Source organism: Streptomyces sp. NBC_00045 (assembly GCF_045041095.1).
GTDB lineage: Bacteria > Actinomycetota > Actinomycetes > Streptomycetales > Streptomycetaceae > Streptomyces.
On sequence record NZ_CP108271.1, the window covers coordinates 3,278,562 to 3,302,581 of the forward strand.

The window sequence follows — 24,020 nt, forward strand, 5'->3', positions numbered from 1 at the left end:
GGGTGCCCCGAGGGGCGGTGGCTACTTCTTGCGGCGGCGGCCGCCCGCGGCCTTCTGGGCCTTGCGGCGCTCGGCCCGCGTCATGCCGTCCCCGGCCTCGTCCGCGTCGAAGTCGCCCTCGACGACCCCGCCCTCGCCGTCCACCGACGGCGCGGAGAAGTGCAGGCGGTCCGGCCGCTGGGGGGCGTCCAGGCCCTTGGCCCGGATCTCCGGACGCACGGCTGCCGGCTCCTTCGTCAGCGAGGGGGCGTCCTGCACCGGAAGCTCCTCGACCTGCTGCTCGACCTGGACCTCCAGGTTGAACAGGTAGCCGACGGATTCCTCCTTGATGCCCTCCATCATGGCGTTGAACATGTCGAAGCCCTCCCGCTGGTACTCGACCAGCGGGTCCTTCTGGGCCATCGCCCGCAGGCCGATGCCCTCCTGGAGGTAGTCCATCTCGTAGAGGTGCTCGCGCCACTTGCGGTCCAGGACCGACAGGACCACGCGCCGCTCCAGCTCGCGCATGATGTCGGAGCCCAGCGCCTTCTCGCGCGTCTCGTACTGCTCGTGGATGTCGTCCTTGACGGACTCCGCGATGAACTCGGCGGTGATGCCCGCGCGGTCGCCCGCCGCGTCCTCCAGCTCGGCGACCGTGACCTTGATCGGGTAGAGCTGCTTGAAGGCGCCCCACAGCCGGTCCAGGTCCCACTCCTCGGCGAAGCCCTCGACCGTCTCGGCGGCGATGTACGCGTCGATCGTGTCGTCCATGAAGAACCGCACCTGCTCGTGCAGGTCCTCGCCCTCCAGGACGCGGCGGCGCTCGCCGTAGATGACCTCGCGCTGGCTGTTGAGGACCTCGTCGTACTTCAGGACGTTCTTGCGCGTCTCGAAGTTCTGGGTCTCGACCTGCGACTGGGCCGACGCGATCGCGCGCGTCACCATCTTGTTCTCGATCGGCACGTCGTCCGGCACGTTCGCCATCGACATGACGCGCTCGACCATCTGCGCCTTGAACAGGCGCATCAGGTCATCGCCCAGCGACAGGTAGAAGCGGGACTCGCCCGGGTCGCCCTGACGGCCGGAGCGGCCGCGCAGCTGGTTGTCGATACGGCGCGACTCGTGCCGCTCGGTGCCCAGCACGTACAGCCCGCCGAGCGCCTTGACCTCTTCGAACTCGGCCTTCACGGCCGCCTCGGCACGCTTGAGCGCGGCCGGCAGCGCGTGCGCCCACTCCTCGATGTGCTCTTCCGGGTCCAGGCCCTGCTGGCGCAGCTCGGCGTCGGCGAGGTCGTCCGGGTTGCCGCCGAGCTTGATGTCGGTACCGCGGCCGGCCATGTTCGTGGCGACGGTGACGGCGCCGCGGCGGCCGGCCTGGGCGACGATCGAGGCCTCGCGCTCGTGCTGCTTCGCGTTGAGCACCTCGTGCGGGACGCCCCGCTTGGAGAGCTGCTGCGAGAGGTACTCGGACTTCTCGACCGAGGTGGTGCCGACCAGGATCGGCTGGCCCTTCTCGTGCTTCTCCGCGATGTCGTCGACGACGGCGGCGAACTTCGCGACCTCGGTCCGGTAGATCAGGTCCGGCTGGTCCTTGCGGACCATGTCGCGGTTGGTCGGGATCGGGACGACACCGAGCTTGTAGATCTGGTGGAACTCGGCGGCCTCGGTCATGGCCGTACCGGTCATGCCGGACAGCTTGGTGTAGAGGCGGAAGAAGTTCTGGAGGGTGATCGTCGCGAGGGTCTGGTTCTCGTCCTTGATGTCCACCCCTTCCTTCGCCTCGATCGCCTGGTGCATGCCCTCGTTGTAGCGGCGGCCGGCGAGGATGCGGCCGGTGTGCTCGTCGACGATCATGACTTCGCCGTCGATGACGACGTAGTCCTTGTCCTTCTTGAACAGTTCCTTCGCCTTGATGGCGTTGTTCAGGTAGCCGACGAGCGGGGTGTTCACCGACTCGTAGAGGTTCTCGATGCCGAGCCAGTCCTCGACCTTGGCGACACCGACCTCGTGGATGGCGACGGTGCGCTTCTTCTCGTCGACCTCGTAGTCGCCGGTCTCCTCGATGCCCTTCAGCGGCTCGCCGGGCTCGCCCTTGGTCAGGCGGGTGACCAGCTTCGCGAAGTCGGCGTACCACTTCGTGGCCTGGTCGGCCGGGCCGGAGATGATCAGCGGGGTACGGGCTTCGTCGACCAGGATCGAGTCGACCTCGTCGACCACGGCGAAGTTGTGGCCGCGCTGCACCAGCTCGTCCGCCGACCACGCCATGTTGTCGCGCAGGTAGTCGAAGCCGAACTCGTTGTTCGTGCCGTACGTGATGTCGTTGTTGTACTGCTCCCGGCGCTGCGCCGGCGACATGTTCGCCAGGATGCAGCCGACCTCCAGGCCGAGGAACTTGTGCACCCGGCCCATCATCTCGGAGTCGCGCTCGGCCAGGTAGTCGTTCACCGTGATCAGGTGGACGCCCTTGCCGGACAGCGCGTTCAGGTACGCGGGGAGCGTGCCGACGAGGGTCTTGCCCTCACCGGTCTTCATCTCGGCGACGTAGCCGAGGTGCAGCGCCGCGCCGCCCATGATCTGGACGTCGTAGTGCCGCTGGCCGAGGACGCGCTTGGCGGCCTCGCGGACGGTCGCGAACGCCTCGGGCAGCAGGTCGTCCAGGCTCTCGCCGTCCTGGTAGCGCTGCTTGTACTCGTCCGTGAGCGCCCGCAACTCGGCGTCGGAGAGGTTGACGAAGTCCTCTTCGATGGAGTTGACCTGGTCCGCGATGCGGTGCAGTTTGCGCAGGATCTTGCCTTCGCCTGCACGCATGAGCTTGTTGAAGACGGACACCGAGGTTTGTCTCCTTGCCGGTCGGGCCTGGCACTGGTTCGTACACGGGCACGGAGGGTGGGCCCCACCGCAACGGCCATCGTAAGCGAGGACGAGGTCGCGTCGGGAGGTCCGCCGTATCCCGCAGGGCACGGGCGCCCGGAATGAGAACGTACGAGGTACCTGGAAGGTGCCGGGGTCCTCGGCACGTCTTGCGCGAAAACTGCTCGCCCGGCCCGCCGCGGCCGCGCAGAATCCGTACATGGAGCCCACGACACTGAACACGGCCCGGCTGCACCTGCGCCCCTTCGTCCCGGGCGACGAGGAGGAGGTGTACACCGCGGTGCAGGACCCGGACATCCAGCGCTGGACGATGGTGCCCTCCCCCTACGAGCGCGAGCACGCGCGCAGCTTCGTCTCCGAGACCGTCCCCGCCGGCTGGCGCGAGGACACGGCGTACAGCTTCGCCGTCCGCCTCGGCCCGGACGGCCCGCTGGTCGCGGCCGTCGGCGTGCACGTGCGCGGGCCGGGCTCGTACGAGATCGGCTACTGGGCGGCCAAGGAGCACCGGGGCCGCGGCTACATGGCCGAGGCCGTCGCCGCCGTCTCCCGCTGGGCCTTCACCGCCGTGGGCGCCGTACGGCTGGAATGGCGCGCCGAGGTCGGCAACGCGGGCTCCCGGGCCGTCGCGGAGAAGACCGGCTTCCGCTTCGAGGGCGTACTGCGGGGCGCGGTGCTGCGGCGCGGCACCGCGCGGGACTCCTGGGTGGGCGCCCTGCTGCCCTCGGACCTCGGTCTGACGCCCTCGCTCCCGTACCTCCCCGCTGTCGGTGGCACCCCCTAGGCTCCGGCCCATGACCCTCGCAGCCCCTGTGTCCCTGTCCGCCGACGACGCGCGCCGGATCGCCCTGCGCGCCCAGGGCTTCCTCGGGGCGCCCGACCGCCGGGGTGGGGTGCGGGGCGTGCTGCGCCACCTGGGCGCCGTCCAGCTGGACACGATCTCCGTCCTGGCCCGCTCGCACGAGCTGATCCCGTACGCGCGCCTGGGCGCGGTCGGCCGGCCGGCGGTCGAGTCGGCGTACTGGTCGGACCGGCACGCCTTCGAGTACTGGTCGCACGCGGCCTGCATCCTGCCGATCGAGGAGTGGCCGCACTTCGCGTTCCGGCGCCGGGCCCGCCGGGCCCGCGGCCACCGGTGGCACGTCCTGCAGGACAAGGAGCGCTCGACGCGGGCGGTACTGGACCGGCTGCGGGCGGACGGGCCGCTGACCTCGACGGAGCTGGGCGGCGCCAAGAACGGCGGCGAGTGGTTCGAATGGTCCGAGACCAAGATCGCGGTGGAGTGGCTGCTGGACACCGGCGAAGTGGTCTGCACCGAGCGGCGCGGCTGGAAGCGGGTCTACGACCTGCCCGAGCGGGCGGTCCCGGACGCACTGCTCCACGACGACCTGGACGACCACGAGTGCCTGCGCCGCCTGGTGGCACTGGCCGGACAGAGCCTGGGCGTCGGCACCCGCGCGGACATAGCGGACTACCACCGCCTCAAGGGCGACCAGGTCGACGCGGTGATCGCCGACTCGGGCCTGGTCCCGGTCGAGGTCGAGGGCTGGTCCAAGCCGGCCTGGGCCGACCCCGCCGCGCTGGCGACGGTCCCCCGCGGACGCCACCGCACCACCCTGCTCTCCCCGTTCGACTCCCTGGTGTGGGACCGGCCGCGCACGGAGCGGATCTTCGGCTTCACGCACCGGCTGGAGGCGTACGTCCCCAAGCCCAAGCGGATGCACGGGTACTTCGCGATGCCGCTGCTGGCGGGCGGGCGGCTCCAGGGCCGGGTCGACCCGGCCCGCGAGGGCGGCACGCTGGTCGCCCGGCAGCTGTCCCTGACCACCCTCAAGGCGGCCCGCCCCATGGCCGAGGCGCTGCGCGAGGCGCCCGGCTGGGTCGGCTGCGACTCCGTCCGCATCGAGCGGGCGGGCTCCCCCGAAGAGGCGGCCGCGGTCACCGCCGAACTCGCCGCGCTCTGAGACCCGGAGCGGATCCGGGCGCGGGACGGGGAGGAGGACTCAGCGGATTTCGAGGATCTTCTCCCGCATCGCGTAGACCACGGCCTCCATCCTGGAGTGCAGCTGGAGCTTCTCCAGGATGTTGCGGACGTGGTTCTTCACTGTGTTCTCGGAAATGAACAGTTCCTTCGCGATGTCGCGGTTGTTCATTCCCGTTGCCACGAGCTTGAGCACTTCCAACTCGCGGTCGGTCAGCCGGGGCGCCGGGACCAGCCGCCGCTCGTCCGTCCGCTGGATCATCGACTTGAACTCGGTGAGGAGTTTCGACGCCATCGAAGGACTGATCTGCGACTGTCCGTCGGCCACTGCGCGGATCGCGGTGGCGACCTCGTCGGTCGAGATCTCCTTCAGGAGATATCCGGTGGCGCCCGCCTTGATCGCGTCGTAGAGGTCCGCCTCCTCGTCGCTGATCGTCAGCATGATGATCTTCGCGGAGGGGGCCACCTCCTTGATCGAAGTGCACGCCTCGATCCCGCCGCGCCGGGGCATCCGCACGTCCATCAGCACGATGTCCGGCAGCAGGTCGGCCGCCTTGTCCACCGCCTCCGCGCCGTCCCCCGCCTCGCCGACGACCTGGATGTCCTCCTCCTGCGCGAGGACGATCTCCAGCCCGCGCCGGAACAAGGCGTGGTCGTCGACGACGAGCACCCGGATCGGCTCACCGCCGTCGTCACCGCGCTCCGGCCCGAAGCTGTCCGCCATCGTTCCTCCCCCTGCATGTACCGAGTTGCCGGGCCAACCGGACGGAGTCGTCCGCCGGTTGACTGCCCGCCATGATTCCATGCCCGCGCCACCCGGCGGGGAGCCTCGGACGGCCACCTGGCGCATTAGAGCCACACAGAGGCCCCCGGGGACACCACAGTGTCCCCGGGGGCACTTCACCGAAATTCAGGACGCGGCGTCAGCCGCCGAGCGCCCCGCCCGCGCCCGCGCCGGGCTCGCCCGAGCTGGAGGCCTGGTCGGAGTTGAGGTGGATCACGCCGTAGTCGTAGCCGTGGCGCCGGTAGACGACGCTCGGCATCTTCGTGTCGGAGTCGACGAACAGATAGAAGTCGTGGCCGACCAGCTCCATCTCGTACAGAGCCTGGTCGAGCGGCATGGGTGCGGCCGAGTGCGTCTTCTCGCGGACGATGAGCGGGCCTTCGCCCTGTACCTCCAGCGATCCGATCCGGGTGGTCGGGATCGCGTCCGCCGCCTCCTCCGTAACCGGCTGGCCGCTCCCGTTCAGCCGGGCCACGCCGGGAACCACGTCGGCGACCTCGGCCGCCGAGAGCCGGCCGTTGCCACGGCGGGTGTAGCGCTTGTCGTGCTGCTTGCGCAGCCGGGCCTCCAGCTTGTCCTGTGCCAGGTCGAGCGCCGCGTACGGGTCTGCGGCGGCGGCCTCGGCACGGATCACCGGGCCCCGCGAGTGCAGGGTGATCTCCACGCGGTCGGAACGGTCGGCCTGGCGCGGGTTGTGCTCCTTGGACACCTCGACGTCCAAGCTGATCACCTTGGCGTCGAGCTTCTGGATCCGCTCAGGATTCAGCTTCTCGGCCACGTGCTTGCGGAACCGCTCGGGCACCTCGGTCTTGCGGCCCTTGACGACGATGTCCACGCAGAACTCCGTTCCCGGATAGCTCCGCCTCCTGGGGCGAAGCGTCTCCCTTTCGCACCAGGCTCCGGTGAACACCGGAGCCTCGGACTGGCGACTTTCACCTCCTCCTCCCCCATCGGCAAGATCTACACCCCACCGACTTCGGAGTCGAGAGACAGCCTCTGACACGAAGATTCAGAAAATACGAAACGTGCGATCCGATGCGTGGGGCCAGGCCTCGCCAGTTCCTTACAACCGAACATATCCCTCCATGCCGGTTGTCGGCACCCGCTACCGGACCGTACCTCCGTTCAGGGGGCTGTTCCTTCTCACTACCTGCAACGATGCGCCTTCCCCGGGAGTTCCAAATCTATTCACAAGAACGTTGGTCTGTACGGGTTGTCGACGGAATTGCTCAAAAAAGAGTCCGCCGGGGCCGCCACCACGGCCGCGCCCGCCACCCTCCCGATCGACGCCACCCGCACCGCCCGGGCCGCCTCCGCGAGCGTGGCTCCGGTGGTGATCACGTCGTCGACCAGCACGACTCGCGCCCCCTCCGGCAACCGCACACCGCCGCCGCGGCGCACCCCCAGCGCCCCCGAGAGGTTCTCCCGCCGCTCCCGGGCCCCCAGCCCCGCCTGATCGGCGACCGGCCGGGCATGGCGCAGTAGCGACGCCACCCGCGCGGGAACACCGGCCCGCCGCAGCCGCGCCGCGGCCGCCAGGGCGGTCCTGCGCGCCGGATCGTGCCCGCGCGCCCGCACCTGGCGCCGCGCCGAGGGCACCGGCACGAGGACCACCTCGGCAGCGACCAACGCAGCCGCGCCGCCCCTGACTCCGCCTCCGCCGGGAATCCCGGCGGTGAGCCCGACGGCCACCGCCAGGGCGGCCCCGAGCGGCCCGGCCAGCGGCAACGCCCCGCGCTCCTTGTGCGCCAGTACGACCTCCCGTACGGGGCCCTCGTACACGGCGGCCGCATGCACCACGGGCAGCCCCGCGGGCCCCGCAGACGGGCGCACACACCCCGCCGCGGCCCCGCTCAGCGCCTGCGCGCAGTCTGCGCACAGCAGCATCCGGGCGGCCCCGCAGCCGGTGCAGCCGGCCGGTAGGACCAGCCCGGCGAGCTCCTGCCACCACCCCCGCATGCCCTCACTGTGCCGGGCGCGCCGGGCACCCCGCCACCCCTGTGGACAACGCCCGGCCAGAACGAGAAAACGGCAGGTCAGCCGGGGTAGACCGGGTCCCGGCCGCCCTCTGCGACCGTGCGCCACTGCGCGCCCGGCGGCAGCCACACGATCCCGTCGTCGGCCGAGTAGGCGACCACCGGCTTCTTCTCGTCTTCCGTCGCCGCGACCGCAACCAGCCCGGTCGCCCCGGGCAGGCTCGCCGCGATCATCGAACCGTCGGCCAGCATGTAGCGGGCCTGCACGACACCGCCGTTCTCCCGGCCCACCACCAGCAGCCGGCCCCGCGGCGCCCAGCTCAGCGCCGTCACGCTCGCCATCTGCGGGGCCGCCGGGCGCAGCTCGCGCACCGACACCGGCGCCGCGTCGCCCTTGCCCTCGGGCCGCTCGATCCGCCCGATGTACAGGTTCTTGCGGTTGTCCTTCTCCACCAGCAGTGCGATCCGCACCCCGTCCGGCGACGCCTTCAGCGCGGTGATCCGTCCGTCGAGCCCGGCCACGTCGATCTTCTGCGGGACCGCGGTGGCGCCCGGCACCCGGTACAGCGCCGGATTCTGCGGATCCTGGTCCGCGATCCACACGTCGCCCGCCGCGTCCCAGCTCGGCGCGCCCAGCCCGTTCGGCTTGGTGCCCTTGCTGTTCAGCACCGGCTGCGGCACGGCCCCGGCCGTCGTCAGGTTCACCAGGTGCAACGCGTGGCCGTCCTCGGACACCACCGCGGCGCGCTTCTCGTCGTACGACACGGCCGCGGAGCCGACCTTGAAGCCGGGGCTCGCCGAGGTGGCGGACAGCGGACCCGGCACCGGCTCGGGCCGGTACTGCTGGTCCTCGCTGGTGACGTCGAGCTTCATCCGGACGAGCCGGTCGCCGCTGTCGACGTAGTACTGGTACTCGGGAACCGGCGGCCGGTGGGCGATCGTCGTGGCGGTCGTCTCGGTCAGCGAGCACAGCGAAGACCGGTCCGCGCGCAGCAGCTCGACCCGCGCCAGCCGGGAAGCCGTCAGGTCCTGCACGGTGTACAGGAGTTGTGCTGCCATCTTCTCGCACTGCGGCTGTGCGACGTTGTCGACCTTGTCGTTGAGCGGCACCTTCAGCACGTTCTGGCCGTCGTACGCGAGGGACTTGGTGCCCTCCCGCAGTTCGGTGCCGGTCGGGAAGCTCGAAGTGACCACGGGACCCAGCCACTTGGACGGACCGGCGAGCAGCGACTGCACGGTCTGCGTCGTCGGGTCCATCCGCGAGTCGGGATCGCTGCGCTGGCGCACGTACACGGGGTCGGCGACCAGGCTGCCGCCCGCGAAGTAGTACTTGTTGACCGGCATGTAGATGCGCTGGAAGTCGGACTCGCTCAGCACGAGGCTGCTCGGCGGCGTCGCGATCCGCCACTGCTTGTTCTCCTGGACCAGCTGGAGGTACTCCTCGTACCGCTTGTTCGGTGCGGTCTCCGGCTGGTAGGCGCTGCGCTCGTCGACCGTCGCGAGCTTCGTGCCGGTCATCTTGTAGCGCGGGCCCGAGGGCTCCTTCTCGCCGCCGACGGAGAACCGGTCGATGCCCGCGGAGAGCACGGTGACGGCGGAGCCGGGCTTCCAGTTCTTCGCCGCGTCCTCGGTGAGGTACTTGCGGGCGGTCTGCAGTTGCGGGTCGTCGCTGGTCATGGCCTCCAGGAAGCCGTCGACGATGTCGGCCGGACCGGCCTTGTCGGCCGGCGGCACACCGAACACCCGCACCTGCGAGTCGACACCCTGCGAGGCCCTCACCTCGCGGATCTCGCCGTGGTCGGGCATGGAGGCGCAGCCCGCCAGCAGCAGCCCGGCCGCGCCGAAGGCGTACGCCCTCACCGTCCGCCAGCGTCGGCGGCCGTCCCTGCGCACCCGTGCGGGCTCAGCTTCCACCTGCGCCATCCTCCTGTGCTCCTGCTCCCTGCTCGGCGTCGGGGGCCCGGTCGGGGGCCGTCGCCTGGTCGGCCGGGCGGGCCACGACACGGGCCCCGTTGCCGGGAAGGGCCGTCGGGTCCGAGGGCACCGGCAGCGCGCCGGCGACCGCCGACCGGGGCGGTATCGGCGACCGGTCGGGCCTGGGCGGGCCCTGGGGCGCCCTGGGGGCCGTACCGGAGCCGGCCGCTTCGGCGGCGGCCCTGGCCCGGTTGGCCCGGGAATCCTCCGGCTCCAGCGGGATCGGGGACCCGCGCAGCGGCTCGTCGGCGGTCCGCGGCAGCGTCAGCCGGAACTGCGAACCGCCGCCGGGCTCGCCCCAGGCCTGCAGCCAGCCGCCGTGCAGGCGGGCGTCTTCGACGGCGATCGACAGGCCGAGGCCGGTGCCGCCGGTGGTGCGGGCGCGGGCCGGGTCGGCCCGCCAGAAGCGGTTGAAGACGCGGGTGGCCTCGCCGGGCTTGAGCCCGACGCCGTAGTCCCGTACGGCCACGGCGACGGCCCCGCCCGCGGACGCGAGCCGGACCACCACGTCGCGGCCCTCTCCGTGTTCCACGGCGTTGACGACGAGGTTGCGCAGCACCCGCTCCACGCGCCGGGAGTCGGCCTCGGCTATGACGGGCTGGGTGTCCCCCAGGACCCGGATCCGGGTCCCCTTGTGCTCGGCGAGCGGTTCGGCGCCGTCGATGACCCGGCGCACGACCTCCCGCAGGTCGATCGGTTCCGCCTCCAGGGCCGCGGCACCCGCGTCGAACCGGCTGATCTCCAGCAGGTCGGCGAGCAGCGACTCGAAGCGGTCGAGCTGCCCGGCGAGCAGTTCGGCGGAGCGGGCCGTGATCGGGTCGAAGTCGACGCGGGCGTCGTGGATGACGTCGGCGGCCATGCGTACGGTCGTCAGCGGCGTCCGCAGCTCGTGGGAGACGTCGGAGACGAAGCGGCGCTGCATCCGCGACAGGTCCTCCAGCTGCTGGATCTTGAGCTGGAGGTTCTGGGCCATCTTGTTGAAGGCTTCGCCCAGACGGGCGATGTCGTCTTCGCCGGTGACCTTCATCCGTTCCTGGAGCCGCCCGGCCGAGAGCCGTTCGGCGATCCCGGCGGCCATCCGCACGGGCGTCACGACCTGCCGTACGACGAGCCAGGCGATCGCGCCGAGCAGCACGACCACGAACACGCCGGCGGTGGCGATGGTGACCTTGATCAGGTTGAGGGACTCCTCCTCCTGCGTGAGCGGGAAGAGGTAGTACAGGTCGTACGGGTCCCCGTTGATGTCGGTGAGCCGTTTGCCCACGACCAGCGCGGGCTCGGGCGCCTTGTCCCCGGCGCCGGCGGTGTACCGGATCTGCGAGAAGGTCTTGAAGGTCCCGGTGGTGTGGTTGACGGACCGGCGCAGCGCCGGTGGGACGCTCGCGGTCGGGTCCACGTTGCCGGAGGCGCGGGCGCCCTTGACGCCCGAGACGAACGGTCCGCCCGGCTGCCCGCCGGGTTCGCCGCCCGCACCGGGGCCGGTACCGAGCGCGACGACCTCGAAGGCCGTCTGGCCACCACTGGCGAGCTGCTTGACCAGCGAGTTCATCCAGGTACTGGCGTCCCGGCCGACCTTGTTGTCGGTGACGTCGGGCCCGTCCACCGTGGAGGGCGTGTTGGCCTTCTCCTGTGCGACCGCGAATCCGCCCGCCGCCTGGCTCTGCGCGGCCTCCTCCTTGGCGTCGAGGAGCCCCTTGCTGACCTGGGCGATCACCACGAAGCCGAGCGCGAGGACCACGGCCAGCGACATCAGCAGCGTCGCGGCGACCACCCGGAGCTGGATGTTGCGCCGCCACAGCCGGACAGCCGGAAGCAGCGGTCGTCGTACGAGTCGTACGAACAACCGCAGCACAGGGCCGCCGGGAGCTCCGTCGGCCATCTGACGGAGCTGCCGACCGCCCCGCAGGACTCCTCGGCGGGAGCCGCTGTGGGGCTTGCCGGGCTGCACGTCAGCTCGGTCCGGCCTTGTAGCCGACACCACGCACCGTCACCACGATCTCGGGGCGCTCCGGGTCCTTCTCGACCTTGGAGCGCAGTCGCTGCACATGCACGTTGACCAGGCGGGTGTCCGCCGCGTGCCGGTAACCCCAGACCTGCTCCAGCAGAACCTCGCGGGTGAACACCTGCCAGGGCTTGCGCGCGAGCGCGACCAGCAGGTCGAATTCGAGCGGGGTCAGGGCGATCGAGGCGCCGTCCCGCTTGACCGAGTGCCCGGCCACGTCGATGACCAGGTCACCGATGGCCAGCTGCTCGGGCGCGGGCTCTTCCGAGCGGCGCAGGCGGGCCCGGATGCGGGCCACCAGCTCCTTCGGCTTGAACGGCTTCACGATGTAGTCGTCGGCCCCGGACTCCAGGCCCACGACGACGTCCACCGTGTCGCTCTTCGCGGTGAGCATCACGATCGGCACGCCCGACTCGGCCCGGATCAGTCTGCAGACCTCTATGCCGTCCCGTCCGGGCAGCATCAAGTCGAGCAGCACGAGATCCGGCTTCGCCTCGCGGAAAGCAGCCAGTGCCTTGTCGCCGTCCGCTACGAACGACGGCTCAAAACCTTCTCCACGCAGCACAATGCCGAGCATCTCGGCCAGCGCGGTGTCGTCGTCGACGACAAGGACTCGTCCCTTCATGCTTGACATCATCCCATTAGCTAATCGTTACCCGGCGGTGAGCTGTCCCACAGCCAAAAGGGCTGGAAATCGCCCTTCGGACCTGCGTGGAGACCAGGTCGTCCAGTCTGCCCCGGATCCGGGCGACAATTGAAGGCGCGGGCCGCCGGAGATCCGGGGGGACGGCCGGTCCGCTCAACGTTCCCACGTGGCACGATGGCAGCCGACCAGCGCCCCCGCCCCCGTAGGTGCACGTGAAGGAGCGACGATGAACGACTCTCCGGGCTGGGCCGTGCCCGGACCCTCCCCGTCCGACGGCGAGCGGCCGGGCGCATCCGACGGCCAGGGCGGCACCGACGGCGCACAGGCGCAGCCGCCGCAGCAGCCCGCCGGCGGACAGAAGTGGTCCGCGGAGCAGCCACCGCCCGGCGAGTGGTCCAGCCCCGGCACCCCCCAGGCGCCCCAGGCCCCGCAGCAGCCGCAGCCGCAGCCCGGCGCGGGCTGGGGGTCGTACGGCGGCCCGCAGGGCGCCCAAGGCCCCCGGAGCGGGCAGTACGGCTACCCGGGCGGCCCCGGCCAGTGGGGCAAGCCCCCGGCCGCCAAGCCCGGTGTGATCCCGCTGCGCCCGCTCGACCTGGGCGAGATCCTCGACGGCGCCGTCGCCACCGTGCGCAGCCACTGGCGTTCGGTCCTGCCGATCACGCTCGTCGTGGCCACCGTCGTGCAGGTCATCAGCGTCCTCGTGCAGAAGTACGCGCTCTCCGACCTCGCCGTCGGCTCCGAGCCGGACGCCAGCCTGCAGGACCTCGTCGACACCCTCAGCGGTGCCATGACGGCCCTGCTCGCGAACGGGTTCATCCAGCTCATCGGGACCATCATCGCCACCGCCATGGTCACGATGATCTTCAGCCGTGCCATCCTCGGCCAGGGCTCCACGATCGGGCAGGCCTGGCGCGAGGCCCGTCCCCGGCTGCTCCACCTCCTCGGGCTGACCCTCCTGCTGGGCCTCGGCGGCGCCGTCCTCGTCGCCGTGCTGGTCCTGCCCGGCGTCCTCCTGCACAGCATCGGCCTCGGGCTCCTCGGCGGCTTCGCCGCCGTGCCCCTCGTCATCTGGCTCGGGATCAAGTTCAGCCTGGCCTCGCCCGCGCTGATGCTGGAGAAGGGCGGCGTCCTCACCTCGCTGCGCCGCTCGTCGCGGCTCGTCCAGGGGTCGTGGTGGCGCATCTTCGGCATCACCGCCCTGACCGGCCTGATCACCACCTTCGTCTCGGCCGTCATCGTCTACCCGCTGACCGCCCTCGGCCTCGCGATCGGCCTCGCCGACGGCGGGGTCACCGGCCTGGAGAACGGCACCGCCGCCACCGGATGGGTCCCGCTGATCCTCTCGGCCGTCGGCGCGGTCATCGCCCAGATGATCACCATGCCGATCCAGTCGGGCGTCACCGTCCTCCTGTACGTCGACCAGCGCATCCGCCGCGAGGCCCTCGACCTGGACCTCGCCCGGGCGGCGGGCCTGGAGAACTACGGCTCGGACCCGGCCGCACCGACCACCGGAGGGTGATGCACCGATGATGAGTACGGGGGGCCTCATCACACACGCCGCGGCGCTCCTGCCGACCGCGGAGCAACCACCGGTCACGACACCGCGCGTACCGGCCCGCGAGGCGGCCGAACGCGAACTGTCCAAGCCGATGTACCACCAGGACGATCCGGGCCTGCTCCAACGCGCCCTGGACCGCTTCTGGGAATGGGTCGGCCACCTCTTCGACCGCGCCCAGGGCGCCACCCCCGGCGGCACCCTGGGCCTGGTCGCGATCGTCGTCCTGGCCGTCCTGGCCGTCGCCGCCCTGTGGTGGCGGCTCGGCTCCCCCCGCCGGACCTCCACCGGCCCGGCCGACCTGTTCGACGACGCCCTGCGCAGCGCCGCCGACCACCGCACCGCCGCCGACGCGCACGCCGCCGCGGGCCGCTGGACCGAAGCCGTCCAGGAGCGCATGCGGGCCGTCGTCCGCTCCCTGGAAGAGCGCACCCTGCTCGACCCGCGCCCCGGCCGGACCGCCGACGAGGCCGCCGCCGAAGCCGCCGTGTCCCTCCCGGACCACGCCGAAGCCCTCCGGGCGGCGGCCCGCGCCTTCGACGACGTCACCTACGGCGGCCGCCCCGCCGACGCCGACATGTACGCCCGCCTGCGCACCCTCGACCTCACCCTGACCCGCACCAAGCCGCTGCTGACGGGACCCCCGGCATGACCGCCCCCACCCCGGCCCCGGGCAACGACGCGCCCCCGCCCGGCGGCACCACCCACGGCACCGCGGCAACGGCTGCCGCCCCGACACCCGCCGGAGCCCCTGCACCGCTGCCCGGCGGCAGCGGTGGCCCCGCGCCCGGCAGAGCCACCCGTGGAGCCACCGGCCGGGGTGGTGCCCTCGTGGTGTGGCGGCGGTACCGGGGCGGGCTGATCTGCCTCGGCATCCTGCTCGTCGCCGCGATCACGCTCGCGGCCCTCGGCTCCGGCAGCCGACACGGCCGGCTCGACCCCCGCTCCGCCGACCCCGACGGCAGCCGGGCCGTCGCCGAGCTGCTCCAGGCCCACGGGGTCACCACGCGCGTCGTCACCAGCGCCCGCGAAGCCGCCGCGGCGGCCGGCCCCGGCACCACCGTGCTGGTCACCGACCCCGACCGGCTCGGCGACACCCAACGCCGCACCGTCCGCTCCGTCATCGACCTCTCCGGCGGCCGGACCGTCCTGCTCGCCCCGAGCGCCCTCGGCCTCCACGACCTGGCCCCGGCCGCCCGCACCAAGGGCGCTGCCCTCGACCGGGACCTCGACCCCGTCTGCACCCTGGCCGCCGCCGTCTCCGCCGGCCGCGCCACCACCGGCGGCGGCTACCGCTACACCACCGGCGCAGCCACCGGCACGGGCTGCTACCCCACCGACGGCCACCCCACCCTCCTCGTCCTCCCCTCCGGCACCACCGGCGGCGACACCGTCCTCCTCGGCTCCGAATCGATCCTCCTCAACAAGGAGCTCGCTTCCGAGGGCAACGCCTCCCTCGCCCTCCAGCTGCTCGGCTCCCGCCCCGAACTCGTCTGGTACCTGCCCTCCCTGACGGAGGTCCAGGACGAGGACCCCGGCCAGCAGAAGAGCCTCTTCGAGCTCGTCCCCCGCGGCTGGGGCTGGGCCCTCCTCCAGCTCTTCTTCGCCGCCGTCCTCGCCGCCCTCTGGCGCGCCCGCCGGCTCGGCCCCCTCGTCACAGAGAAGCTCCCCGTCGCCATCCGCGCCTCCGAGACCACCGAGGGCCGCGCCCGCCTCTACCGCAAGGCCGGCGCCCGCGACCGCGCCGCGACCGTGCTGCGCGCCGCCACCCGCGAACGCCTGGCCGCCCTGGTCGGCGTACCGCCCACCCAGGCCCACGAACCCGCGGCCCTGCTCCCCGCCGTGTCCGCCCGCCTGACGGACGCTCACCGGGACCTGACCGCCCTCCTCTTCGGCACCACACCCGCCGACGACGCGGCACTCGTCGCGCTCGCCGACCACCTCGACGCCCTCGAAAGAGAGGTCCGCACCTCATGACGGCCACCACGGACAGCGCCCGCTCCTCCCTGGAAGCGATCCGCACCGAGATCGGAAAGGCCGTCGTCGGCCAGGACTCGGCCGTCACCGGTCTCGTCGTCGCCCTGCTGTGCCGCGGCCACGTCCTCCTCGAAGGCGTGCCCGGCGTCGCCAAGACCCTCCTCGTACGGGCCCTCGCCGCCTCGCTCGCCCTCGACACCAAGCGCGTCCAGTTCACCCCGGACCTGATGCCCAGCGATGTCACCGGCTCGCTCGTCTACGACGCCCGCACCGCCGAGTTCTCCTTCCAGAACGGCCCGGTCTTCACCAACCTGCTCCTCGCGGACGAGATCAACCGGACCCCTCCCAAGACCCAGTCCTCCCTCCTCGAAGCCATGGAGGAGCGCCAGGTCACCGTCGACGGCACGCCGCGCGTCCTGCCGGAGCCGTTCCTCGTCGCCGCCACCATGAACCCGGTCGAGTACGAGGGCACGTACCCCCTGCCGGAAGCCCAGCTGGACCGCTTCCTCCTCAAGCTCACCGTGCCCCTGCCCTCCCGCGAGAACGAGATCGGCGTCCTGACCCGGCACGCCGCCGGCTTCGACCCGCGCGACCTCCACGCCGCGGGCCTGCGCCCGGTCGCCGGCGCCGCCGAACTCGAAGCCGCCCGCGACGGCGTCGCCAAGGTGTCCGTCTCCCCGGAGATCGCCGGGTACGTCGTCGACGTCTGCCGCGCCACCCGTGAATCGCCGTCCCTCACCCTCGGCGTCTCCCCGCGCGGTGCGACCGCCCTGCTGGCCACCGCCCGCGCCTGGGCCTGGCTGACCGGCCGCGACTACGTCACCCCCGACGACGTCAAGGCCCTCGCGCTGCCCACGCTGCGCCACCGCGTCCAACTCCGCCCGGAGGCGGAGATGGAGGGGGTCACGGCCGACGCCGTCATCACCGCGATCCTGTCCCACGTCCCCGTCCCCCGCTGATGGCCCTCACCGGACGCGCCGCCCTGCTGGCGGCCCTCGGCAGCCTCCCCGTCGGCCTCCTCGAACCGAGCTGGACGGGGATGCTCGCGGTCAACGGCGCACTCGGCCTGGCCTGTGCCGTCGACTACGCCCTCGCGGCGCCGGTCCGGCGGCTCACCCTCGCCCGCTCGGGCGACACCTCCGTCCGCCTCGGCGAACCGGCGGAGGTCCACCTCACCCTCACCAATCCGGCCACCCGCCCGCTCCGGGCCCGCGTCCGGGACGCCTGGCCCCCCAGCAGCTGGCTCCCGGGCACCGAGGGCGACGCCTCCCGGCACACGGTGACCGTCCCGCCGGGCGAACGCCGCCGGATCACCACCCGGCTGCTCCCGACCCGCCGCGGAGACCGGCACGCCGACCGGGTGACGATCCGCTCGTACGGGCCGCTCGGCCTGTTCGCCCGCCAGGGAACCCACACCGTCCCCTGGACGGTCCGGGTCCTGCCGCCCTTCACCAGCCGCAAGCACCTCCCCTCGCGGCTGGCCCGGCTGCGCGAACTGGACGGCCGCACGAGCGTCCTGACCCGCGGCGAGGGCACCGAGTTCGACAGCCTGCGCGACTACGTCCCCGGTGACGACACCCGCTCCATCGACTGGCGGGCCACCGCCCGCCAGGACAAGGTCGCCGTGCGCACCTGGCGTCCGGAGCGCGACCGGCACATCCTGATCTGCCTGGACACGGGCCGCACCTCGGCGGGCCGCGTCGGCGACGCCCCCCGCCTGGACTCGGCGATGGACGCCGCCCTGCTGCTGGCCGCGCTGGCCTCCCGCGCGGGCGACCGCGTCGACCTGCTGGCCCACGACCGCCGCAGCCGCGCGCAGGTCCAGGGCCGCTCGGCCGGCGACATCCTCCCGGCGTTCGTGAACGCGATGGCGACCCTGGAACCGGAGCTCGTCGAAACGGACTCCCGGACCCTGGTCTCCACCATCCTCCGCAACGCCCCGCGCCGGTCCCTGGTGGTCCTTCTGACGAGCTTGGACGCCGCCCCGATAGAGGAAGGCCTGCTCCCCCTCCTCCCCCGCCTCACGCAGCGCCACACGGTCCTACTGGCGTCGGTGGCGGATCCGCGCGTCGAGGATATGACGAAGTCCCGCGGCACGCTCGACGCGGTCTACGAGGCCGCGGCCGGCACCCAGTCCCAGGCGGCCCGCCGGCGCACGGCGGAGCAGCTCGCCCGCCACGGGGTCCACGTCGTCGACGCCACCCCGGACACCCTGGCCCCGGCCCTGTCCGACGCCTACCTGGCCCTGAAGGCCGCGGGCCGCCTGTAGCGTCCGGCCCTCGGGCTCAGCCGGTTTTGGCGTACCCGAGAGCCTCGATGATCAGTCCGTCGCGTACCCGCATGACGTTGACGCAGCGGACGTAGTCCTTCTCTCCCGGACCGAACAGCAACTTCCAACGGATCACCGACAGCTCCTCAGCGCAGACGACGTCCTCGACCTCGAAGTCGTTGGCCGGGTCGGTGGCGAAGTCGCTCCAGAAGCGGATGCACTCCTCGGCCCCTTCGACCCGGGTGCCGGCGGGCGCGGGCGAGAGCCCTTCCATCACACAGTCCGCGCCGACCAGGGCGGCGAGCCCGGACGGGTCCCGCTGCTGGAAGACCTGGTTGAAGCGCTCGATGACCTCGGCGGTGGTCGGCGTAGCGGCAGACATGACGCGCCTCCTCGTGAGTGGTGAGGCACTGATCGTCCGCCACTCCCTCCCGCCGGACAATTCCCGCCAGGGTATGAGCCCAGAACGCAGAAAAGCCCCGCACCAGAAGGTGCGGGGCTTTCCCACAATGATTGTTCGGCGGCGTCCTACTCTCCCACAGGGTCCCCCCTGCAGTACCATCGGCGCTGAAAGGCTTAGCTTCCGGGTTCGGAATGTAACCGGGCGTTTCCCTAACGCTATGACCACCGAAACACTATGAAATTTGAACGCTGGCTAAAATCACAGCTGTTCGTTATTTCAGAACTAACACAGTGGACGCGAGCAACTGAGGACAAGCCCTCGGCCTATTAGTACCAGTCAGCTCCACCCGTTACCGGGCTTCCACATCTGGCCTATCAACCCAGTCGTCTACTGGGAGCCTTACCCTCTCAAGGAGGTGGGAATACTCATCTTGAAGCAGGCTTCCCGCTTAGATGCTTTCAGCGGTTATCCCTCCCGAACGTAGCCAACCAGCCATGCCCTTGGCAGGACAACTGGCACACCAGAGGTTCGTCCGTCCCGGTCCTCTCGTACTAGGGACAGCCCTTCTCAATATTCCTACGCGCACAGCGGATAGGGACCGAACTGTCTCACGACGTTCTAAACCCAGCTCGCGTACCGCTTTAATGGGCGAACAGCCCAACCCTTGGGACCGACTCCAGCCCCAGGATGCGACGAGCCGACATCGAGGTGCCAAACCATCCCGTCGATATGGACTCTTGGGGAAGATCAGCCTGTTATCCCCGGGGTACCTTTTATCCGTTGAGCGACGGCGCTTCCACAAGCCACCGCCGGATCACTAGTCCCGACTTTCGTCCCTGCTCGACCCGTCGGTCTCACAGTCAAGCTCCCTTGTGCACTTACACTCAACACCTGATTGCCAACCAGGCTGAGGGAACCTTTGGGCGCCTCCGTTACCCTTTGGGAGGCAACCGCCCCAGTTAAACTACCCATCAGACACTGTCCCTGATCCGGATCACGGACCGAGGTTAGACATCCAGCACGACCAGAGTGGTATTTCAACGGCGACTCCACAACCACTGGCGTGGCTGCTTCAAAGTCTCCCACCTATCCTACACAAGCCGAACCGAACACCAATATCAAACTGTAGTAAAGGTCCCGGGGTCTTTCCGTCCTGCTGCGCGAAACGAGCATCTTTACTCGTAGTGCAATTTCACCGGGCCTATGGTTGAGACAGTCGAGAAGTCGTTACGCCATTCGTGCAGGTCGGAACTTACCCGACAAGGAATTTCGCTACCTTAGGATGGTTATAGTTACCACCGCCGTTTACTGGCGCTTAAGTTCTCAGCTTCGCACACCCGAAAGTGCACTAACCGGTCCCCTTAACGTTCCAGCACCGGGCAGGCGTCAGTCCGTATACATCGCCTTACGGCTTCGCACGGACCTGTGTTTTTAGTAAACAGTCGCTTCTCGCTGGTCTCTGCGGCCACCCCCAGCTCACGGAGCAAGTCCGATCACCAGTGATGGCCCCCCTTCTCCCGAAGTTACGGGGGCATTTTGCCGAGTTCCTTAACCATAGTTCACCCGAACGCCTCGGTATTCTCTACCTGACCACCTGAGTCGGTTTAGGGTACGGGCCGCCATGAAACTCGCTAGAGGCTTTTCTCGACAGCATAGGATCATCCACTTCACCACAATCGGCTCGGCATCAGGTCTCAGCCTTAATGAGGGACGGATTTGCCTACCCCTCGGCCTACACCCTTACCCCGGGACTACCACCGCCCGGGCTGGACTACCTTCCTGCGTCACCCCATCGCTTACCTACTACAAGTCTGGTTCGTCGGCTCCACCACTTTCCTTTCCCCGAAGGGTCCGGAACGGCTTCACGGACTTAGCATCGCCTGATTCGATATTGGGCGTTTCAAAGCGGGTACCGGAATATCAACCGGTTGTCCATCGACTACGCCTGTCGGCCTCGCCTTAGGTCCCGACTTACCCTGGGCAGATCAGCTTGACCCAGGAACCCTTAGTCAATCGGCGCACACGTTTCTCACGTGTGTATCGCTACTCATGCCTGCATTCTCACTCGTGAACCGTCCACAACTAGCTTCCGCTGCTGCTTCACCCGGCACACGACGCTCCCCTACCCATCACAGCGGGCGTTGGCCCTATTGCTGCAATGACACGACTTCGGCGGTACGCTTGAGCCCCGCTACATTGTCGGCGCGGAATCACTTGACCAGTGAGCTATTACGCACTCTTTCAAGGGTGGCTGCTTCTAAGCCAACCTCCTGGTTGTCTCTGCGACTCCACATCCTTTCCCACTTAGCGTACGCTTAGGGGCCTTAGTCGATGCTCTGGGCTGTTTCCCTCTCGACCATGGAGCTTATCCCCCACAGTCTCACTGCCGTGCTCTCACTTACCGGCATTCGGAGTTTGGCTAAGGTCAGTAACCCGGTAGGGCCCATCGCCTATCCAGTGCTCTACCTCCGGCAAGAAACACACGACGCTGCACCTAAATGCATTTCGGGGAGAACCAGCTATCACGGAGTTTGATTGGCCTTTCACCCCTAACCACAGGTCATCCCCCAGGTTTTCAACCCTGGTGGGTTCGGTCCTCCACGAAGTCTTACCTCCGCTTCAACCTGCCCATGGCTAGATCACTCCGCTTCGGGTCTAGAGCGTGCAACTCAATCGCCCTATTCGGACTCGCTTTCGCTACGGCTTCCCCACACGGGTTAACCTCGCTACACACCGCTAACTCGCAGGCTCATTCTTCAAAAGGCACGCAGTCACGACTGTATGTGCAAGCACATACAGCGACGCTCCCACGGCTTGTAGGCACACGGTTTCAGGTACTATTTCACTCCGCTCCCGCGGTACTTTTCACCATTCCCTCACGGTACTATCCGCTATCGGTCACCAGGGAATATTTAGGCTTAGCGGGTGGTCCCGCCAGATTCACACGGGATTTCTCGGGCCCCGTGCTACTTGGGAGATTCTTAAGCAAGCCGCTGATGTTTCGTCTACGGGGGTCTTACCCTCTACGCCGGACCTTTCGCATGTCCTTCGACTACATCAACGGTTTCTGACTCGCCGACCGGCCGGCAGACCGATCAAAAGAATTCCCACAACCCCGCATGCGCAACCCCTGCCGGGTATCACACGCATACGGTTTGGCCTCATCCGGTTTCGCTCGCCACTACTCCCGGAATCACGGTTGTTTTCTCTTCCTGAGGGTACTGAGATGTTTCACTTCCCCTCGTTCCCTCCACACTGCCTATGTGTTCAGCAGTGGGTGACAGCCCATGACGACTGCCGGGTTTCCCCATTCGGACACCCCCGGATCAAAGCTCAGTTGGCAGCTCCCCGGGGCCTATCGCGGCCTCTCACGTCCTTCATCGGTTCCTGGTGCCAAGGCATCCACCGTGCGCCCTTAAAAACTTGGCCACAGATGCTCGCGTCCACTGTGTAGTTCTCAAACAACGACCAGCCACCCATCACCCCACCAGACAAGCTGGCGAGTTCACTGGGGCCGGCACTGAAGACATGACCTTACGGCCGTACCTTCAGGACCCAACAACGTGCCAAGCACGATCCCCTCCACTTCACTGTGTTCCACGCCGAAGCAGTACTTACAGAGAGTTTTGGAAACCGTGCCAACTAATCAACGTTCCACCCATGAGCTGACCGTGCAGAACGTTTGTCTGCAATCGGTACTGTGCTCCTTAGAAAGGAGGTGATCCAGCCGCACCTTCCGGTACGGCTACCTTGTTACGACTTCGTCCCAATCGCCAGTCCCACCTTCGACAGCTCCCTCCCTTACGGGTTGGGCCACCGGCTTCGGGTGTTACCGACTTTCGTGACGTGACGGGCGGTGTGTACAAGGCCCGGGAACGTATTCACCGCAGCAATGCTGATCTGCGATTACTAGCAACTCCGACTTCATGGGGTCGAGTTGCAGACCCCAATCCGAACTGAGACCGGCTTTTTGAGATTCGCTCCACCTCACGGTATCGCAGCTCATTGTACCGGCCATTGTAGCACGTGTGCAGCCCAAGACATAAGGGGCATGATGACTTGACGTCGTCCCCACCTTCCTCCGAGTTGACCCCGGCGGTCTCCTGTGAGTCCCCATCACCCCGAAGGGCATGCTGGCAACACAGGACAAGGGTTGCGCTCGTTGCGGGACTTAACCCAACATCTCACGACACGAGCTGACGACAGCCATGCACCACCTGTATACCGACCACAAGGGGGGCACTATCTCTAATGCTTTCCGGTATATGTCAAGCCTTGGTAAGGTTCTTCGCGTTGCGTCGAATTAAGCCACATGCTCCGCTGCTTGTGCGGGCCCCCGTCAATTCCTTTGAGTTTTAGCCTTGCGGCCGTACTCCCCAGGCGGGGAACTTAATGCGTTAGCTGCGGCACCGACGACGTGGAATGTCGCCAACACCTAGTTCCCAACGTTTACGGCGTGGACTACCAGGGTATCTAATCCTGTTCGCTCCCCACGCTTTCGCTCCTCAGCGTCAGTAATGGCCCAGAGATCCGCCTTCGCCACCGGTGTTCCTCCTGATATCTGCGCATTTCACCGCTACACCAGGAATTCCGATCTCCCCTACCACACTCTAGCTAGCCCGTATCGAATGCAGACCCGAGGTTAAGCCTCGGGCTTTCACATCCGACGTGACAAGCCGCCTACGAGCTCTTTACGCCCAATAATTCCGGACAACGCTTGCGCCCTACGTATTACCGCGGCTGCTGGCACGTAGTTAGCCGGCGCTTCTTCTGCAGGTACCGTCACTTTCGCTTCTTCCCTGCTGAAAGAGGTTTACAACCCGAAGGCCGTCATCCCTCACGCGGCGTCGCTGCATCAGGCTTTCGCCCATTGTGCAATATTCCCCACTGCTGCCTCCCGTAGGAGTCTGGGCCGTGTCTCAGTCCCAGTGTGGCCGGTCGCCCTCTCAGGCCGGCTACCCGTCGTCGCCTTGGTGGGCCATTACCCCACCAACAAGCTGATAGGCCGCGGGCTCATCCTTCACCGCCGGAGCTTTTAACCCCCGCCCATGCAGGCAGGAGTATTATCCGGTATTAGACCCCGTTTCCAGGGCTTGTCCCAGAGTGAAGGGCAGATTGCCCACGTGTTACTCACCCGTTCGCCACTAATCCACCCCGAAGGGCTTCATCGTTCGACTTGCATGTGTTAAGCACGCCGCCAGCGTTCGTCCTGAGCCAGGATCAAACTCTCCATGAATGTTTACCCGTAATCGGGTGCACACGCACTTAGAGCGGGACGATCATGTCGGAATAAGACCGACCGTCCACTGCGTCCTCGCTGTGTTGTTGCCTGCCCCGAAAGACAGGACTTTTTCAAAGGAACCTCATCCACCGAAGTGGACGGGGTATCAACTTCTGGCGTTGATTTTTGGCACGCTGTTGAGTTCTCAAGGAACGGACGCTTCCTTTGTACTCACCCTCTCGGGCTTTCCTCCGGGCTTTCGTTCTTCGTTCTTGCGTTTCCGACTCTATCAGACTCTTTCGTGTCCGATTCCCGGTCGAAGCGGGGTTCGCTTTCCAGGATTTCGCTTTCGCGTTTCCCTTTCCGGCGATGCCGACTCTATCAG

15 protein-coding genes and 3 rRNA genes are annotated in these 24,020 nt (G+C 68.6%); 7 read left to right on the forward strand and 11 right to left on the reverse strand.

Going from position 1 to position 24,020, the window contains the following annotated elements; translation table 11 throughout:
• Positions 1–21 precede the first annotated feature (21 nt).
• Complete coding sequence (gene secA, locus OHA65_RS15340; protein ID WP_327283679.1) at positions 22–2,808, reverse strand: preprotein translocase subunit SecA; 2,787 nt, start codon at positions 2,806–2,808, stop codon at positions 22–24.
• Positions 2,809–3,049: 241 nt separating this feature from the next.
• On the opposite strand from secA, the gene OHA65_RS15345 reads away from it, so the two are divergent.
• Together OHA65_RS15345 and OHA65_RS15350 are read left to right on the forward strand one after the other, a co-directional pair.
• Positions 3,050–3,631, forward strand: coding sequence for a GNAT family N-acetyltransferase (locus OHA65_RS15345; protein WP_327283680.1), 582 nt, complete (start codon positions 3,050–3,052; stop codon positions 3,629–3,631).
• Positions 3,632–3,641: 10 nt separating this feature from the next.
• Positions 3,642–4,811, forward strand: a complete 1,170-nt coding sequence (locus tag OHA65_RS15350; RefSeq protein ID WP_405762012.1) for a winged helix-turn-helix domain-containing protein — start codon at positions 3,642–3,644, stop codon at positions 4,809–4,811.
• 39 nt (positions 4,812–4,850) lie between these two features.
• Here OHA65_RS15350 and OHA65_RS15355 read toward each other — a convergent pair whose 3' ends face one another.
• The 6 genes from OHA65_RS15355 to mtrA form a co-directional block, all read right to left on the reverse strand.
• Positions 4,851–5,552, reverse strand: coding sequence for a response regulator transcription factor (locus OHA65_RS15355; RefSeq protein WP_327283682.1), 702 nt, complete (start codon positions 5,550–5,552; stop codon positions 4,851–4,853).
• Between the two features lie 199 nt (positions 5,553–5,751).
• On the reverse strand, positions 5,752–6,447 hold the full coding sequence (gene hpf, locus OHA65_RS15360) for a ribosome hibernation-promoting factor, HPF/YfiA family (RefSeq protein ID WP_327283683.1): 696 nt from the start codon (positions 6,445–6,447) through the stop codon (positions 5,752–5,754).
• Between the two features lie 353 nt (positions 6,448–6,800).
• Positions 6,801–7,571, reverse strand: a complete 771-nt coding sequence (locus tag OHA65_RS15365; protein WP_327283684.1) for a phosphoribosyltransferase family protein — start codon at positions 7,569–7,571, stop codon at positions 6,801–6,803.
• Between the two features lie 77 nt (positions 7,572–7,648).
• The gene (locus OHA65_RS15370) at positions 7,649–9,502 is read right to left on the reverse strand and encodes an LpqB family beta-propeller domain-containing protein (protein WP_327283685.1); all 1,854 of its coding nucleotides are present in this window, start codon (positions 9,500–9,502) and stop codon (positions 7,649–7,651) included.
• Positions 9,492–11,441 carry an MtrAB system histidine kinase MtrB gene (gene mtrB / locus OHA65_RS15375; RefSeq protein ID WP_327283686.1) on the reverse strand — a complete coding sequence of 650 codons (1,950 nt, stop codon included), beginning with the start codon at positions 11,439–11,441 and terminating at the stop codon, positions 9,492–9,494. The genes OHA65_RS15370 and mtrB overlap by 11 nt, the downstream gene beginning before the upstream one ends.
• A 70-nt stretch (positions 11,442–11,511) precedes the next feature.
• Entirely contained in the window at positions 11,512–12,201 is a 690-nt protein-coding gene (gene mtrA / locus OHA65_RS15380) for a two-component system response regulator MtrA (protein WP_189973359.1), read from the reverse strand.
• Positions 12,202–12,436: 235 nt separating this feature from the next.
• On the opposite strand from mtrA, the gene OHA65_RS15385 reads away from it, so the two are divergent.
• The 5 genes from OHA65_RS15385 to OHA65_RS15405 are packed head-to-tail and all read left to right on the forward strand — an operon-like array spanning position 12,437 to position 18,011.
• Positions 12,437–13,729: a hypothetical protein gene (locus OHA65_RS15385; RefSeq protein WP_328762935.1), complete on the forward strand. Its 1,293-nt coding sequence runs from the start codon at positions 12,437–12,439 to the stop codon at positions 13,727–13,729.
• A gap of 7 nt (positions 13,730–13,736) precedes the next feature.
• A complete protein-coding gene (locus OHA65_RS15390; RefSeq protein WP_328762936.1) occupies positions 13,737–14,417 on the forward strand; it encodes a DUF4129 domain-containing protein in 681 nt (226 codons plus the stop codon).
• Entirely contained in the window at positions 14,414–15,742 is a 1,329-nt protein-coding gene (locus OHA65_RS15395) for a DUF4350 domain-containing protein (protein WP_327283689.1), read from the forward strand. The genes OHA65_RS15390 and OHA65_RS15395 overlap by 4 nt, the downstream gene beginning before the upstream one ends.
• Positions 15,739–16,701, forward strand: a complete 963-nt coding sequence (locus OHA65_RS15400; RefSeq protein ID WP_327283690.1) for a MoxR family ATPase — start codon at positions 15,739–15,741, stop codon at positions 16,699–16,701. The genes OHA65_RS15395 and OHA65_RS15400 overlap by 4 nt, the downstream gene beginning before the upstream one ends.
• A complete protein-coding gene (locus OHA65_RS15405) occupies positions 16,701–18,011 on the forward strand; it encodes a DUF58 domain-containing protein (protein WP_327283691.1) in 1,311 nt (436 codons plus the stop codon). Before OHA65_RS15400 ends, OHA65_RS15405 begins: the two co-directional genes overlap by 1 nt.
• 16 nt (positions 18,012–18,027) lie before the next feature.
• On the opposite strand, the gene OHA65_RS15410 is transcribed toward OHA65_RS15405, so the two are convergent.
• The 4 genes from OHA65_RS15410 to OHA65_RS15425 form a co-directional block, all read right to left on the reverse strand.
• Entirely contained in the window at positions 18,028–18,393 is a 366-nt protein-coding gene (locus tag OHA65_RS15410) for a nuclear transport factor 2 family protein (protein ID WP_327283692.1), read from the reverse strand.
• 133 nt (positions 18,394–18,526) lie between these two features.
• A 5S ribosomal RNA gene (rrf, locus tag OHA65_RS15415) occupies positions 18,527–18,643 on the reverse strand.
• A 77-nt stretch (positions 18,644–18,720) separates the two neighbouring features.
• Positions 18,721–21,843 (reverse strand): 23S ribosomal RNA (locus tag OHA65_RS15420).
• Positions 21,844–22,125: 282 nt separating this feature from the next.
• Positions 22,126–23,650 (reverse strand): 16S ribosomal RNA (locus tag OHA65_RS15425).
• The 16S, 23S and 5S rRNA genes sit together here, the layout of an rRNA operon.
• Positions 23,651–24,020: the final 370 nt, after the last annotated feature.

Bases quoted from the DNA above. Each gene is read 5' to 3' on its own strand.
- OHA65_RS15345 (WP_327283680.1), top strand. From the start codon at position 3,050: ATGGAGCCCACGACACTGAACACGGCCCGGCTGCACCTGCGCCCCTTC.
- OHA65_RS15350 (WP_405762012.1), top strand. From the start codon at position 3,642: ATGACCCTCGCAGCCCCTGTGTCCCTGTCCGCCGACGACGCGCGCCGG.
- OHA65_RS15355 (WP_327283682.1), bottom strand. From the start codon at position 5,552: ATGGCGGACAGCTTCGGGCCGGAGCGCGGTGACGACGGCGGTGAGCCG.
- OHA65_RS15365 (WP_327283684.1), bottom strand. From the start codon at position 7,571: ATGCGGGGGTGGTGGCAGGAGCTCGCCGGGCTGGTCCTACCGGCCGGC.
- mtrB (WP_327283686.1), bottom strand. From the start codon at position 11,441: ATGGCCGACGGAGCTCCCGGCGGCCCTGTGCTGCGGTTGTTCGTACGA.
- mtrA (WP_189973359.1), bottom strand. From the start codon at position 12,201: ATGATGTCAAGCATGAAGGGACGAGTCCTTGTCGTCGACGACGACACC.
- OHA65_RS15385 (WP_328762935.1), top strand. From the start codon at position 12,437: ATGAACGACTCTCCGGGCTGGGCCGTGCCCGGACCCTCCCCGTCCGAC.
- OHA65_RS15390 (WP_328762936.1), top strand. From the start codon at position 13,737: ATGATGAGTACGGGGGGCCTCATCACACACGCCGCGGCGCTCCTGCCG.
- OHA65_RS15395 (WP_327283689.1), top strand. From the start codon at position 14,414: ATGACCGCCCCCACCCCGGCCCCGGGCAACGACGCGCCCCCGCCCGGC.
- OHA65_RS15400 (WP_327283690.1), top strand. From the start codon at position 15,739: ATGACGGCCACCACGGACAGCGCCCGCTCCTCCCTGGAAGCGATCCGC.
- OHA65_RS15405 (WP_327283691.1), top strand. From the start codon at position 16,701: ATGGCCCTCACCGGACGCGCCGCCCTGCTGGCGGCCCTCGGCAGCCTC.
- OHA65_RS15410 (WP_327283692.1), bottom strand. From the start codon at position 18,393: ATGTCTGCCGCTACGCCGACCACCGCCGAGGTCATCGAGCGCTTCAAC.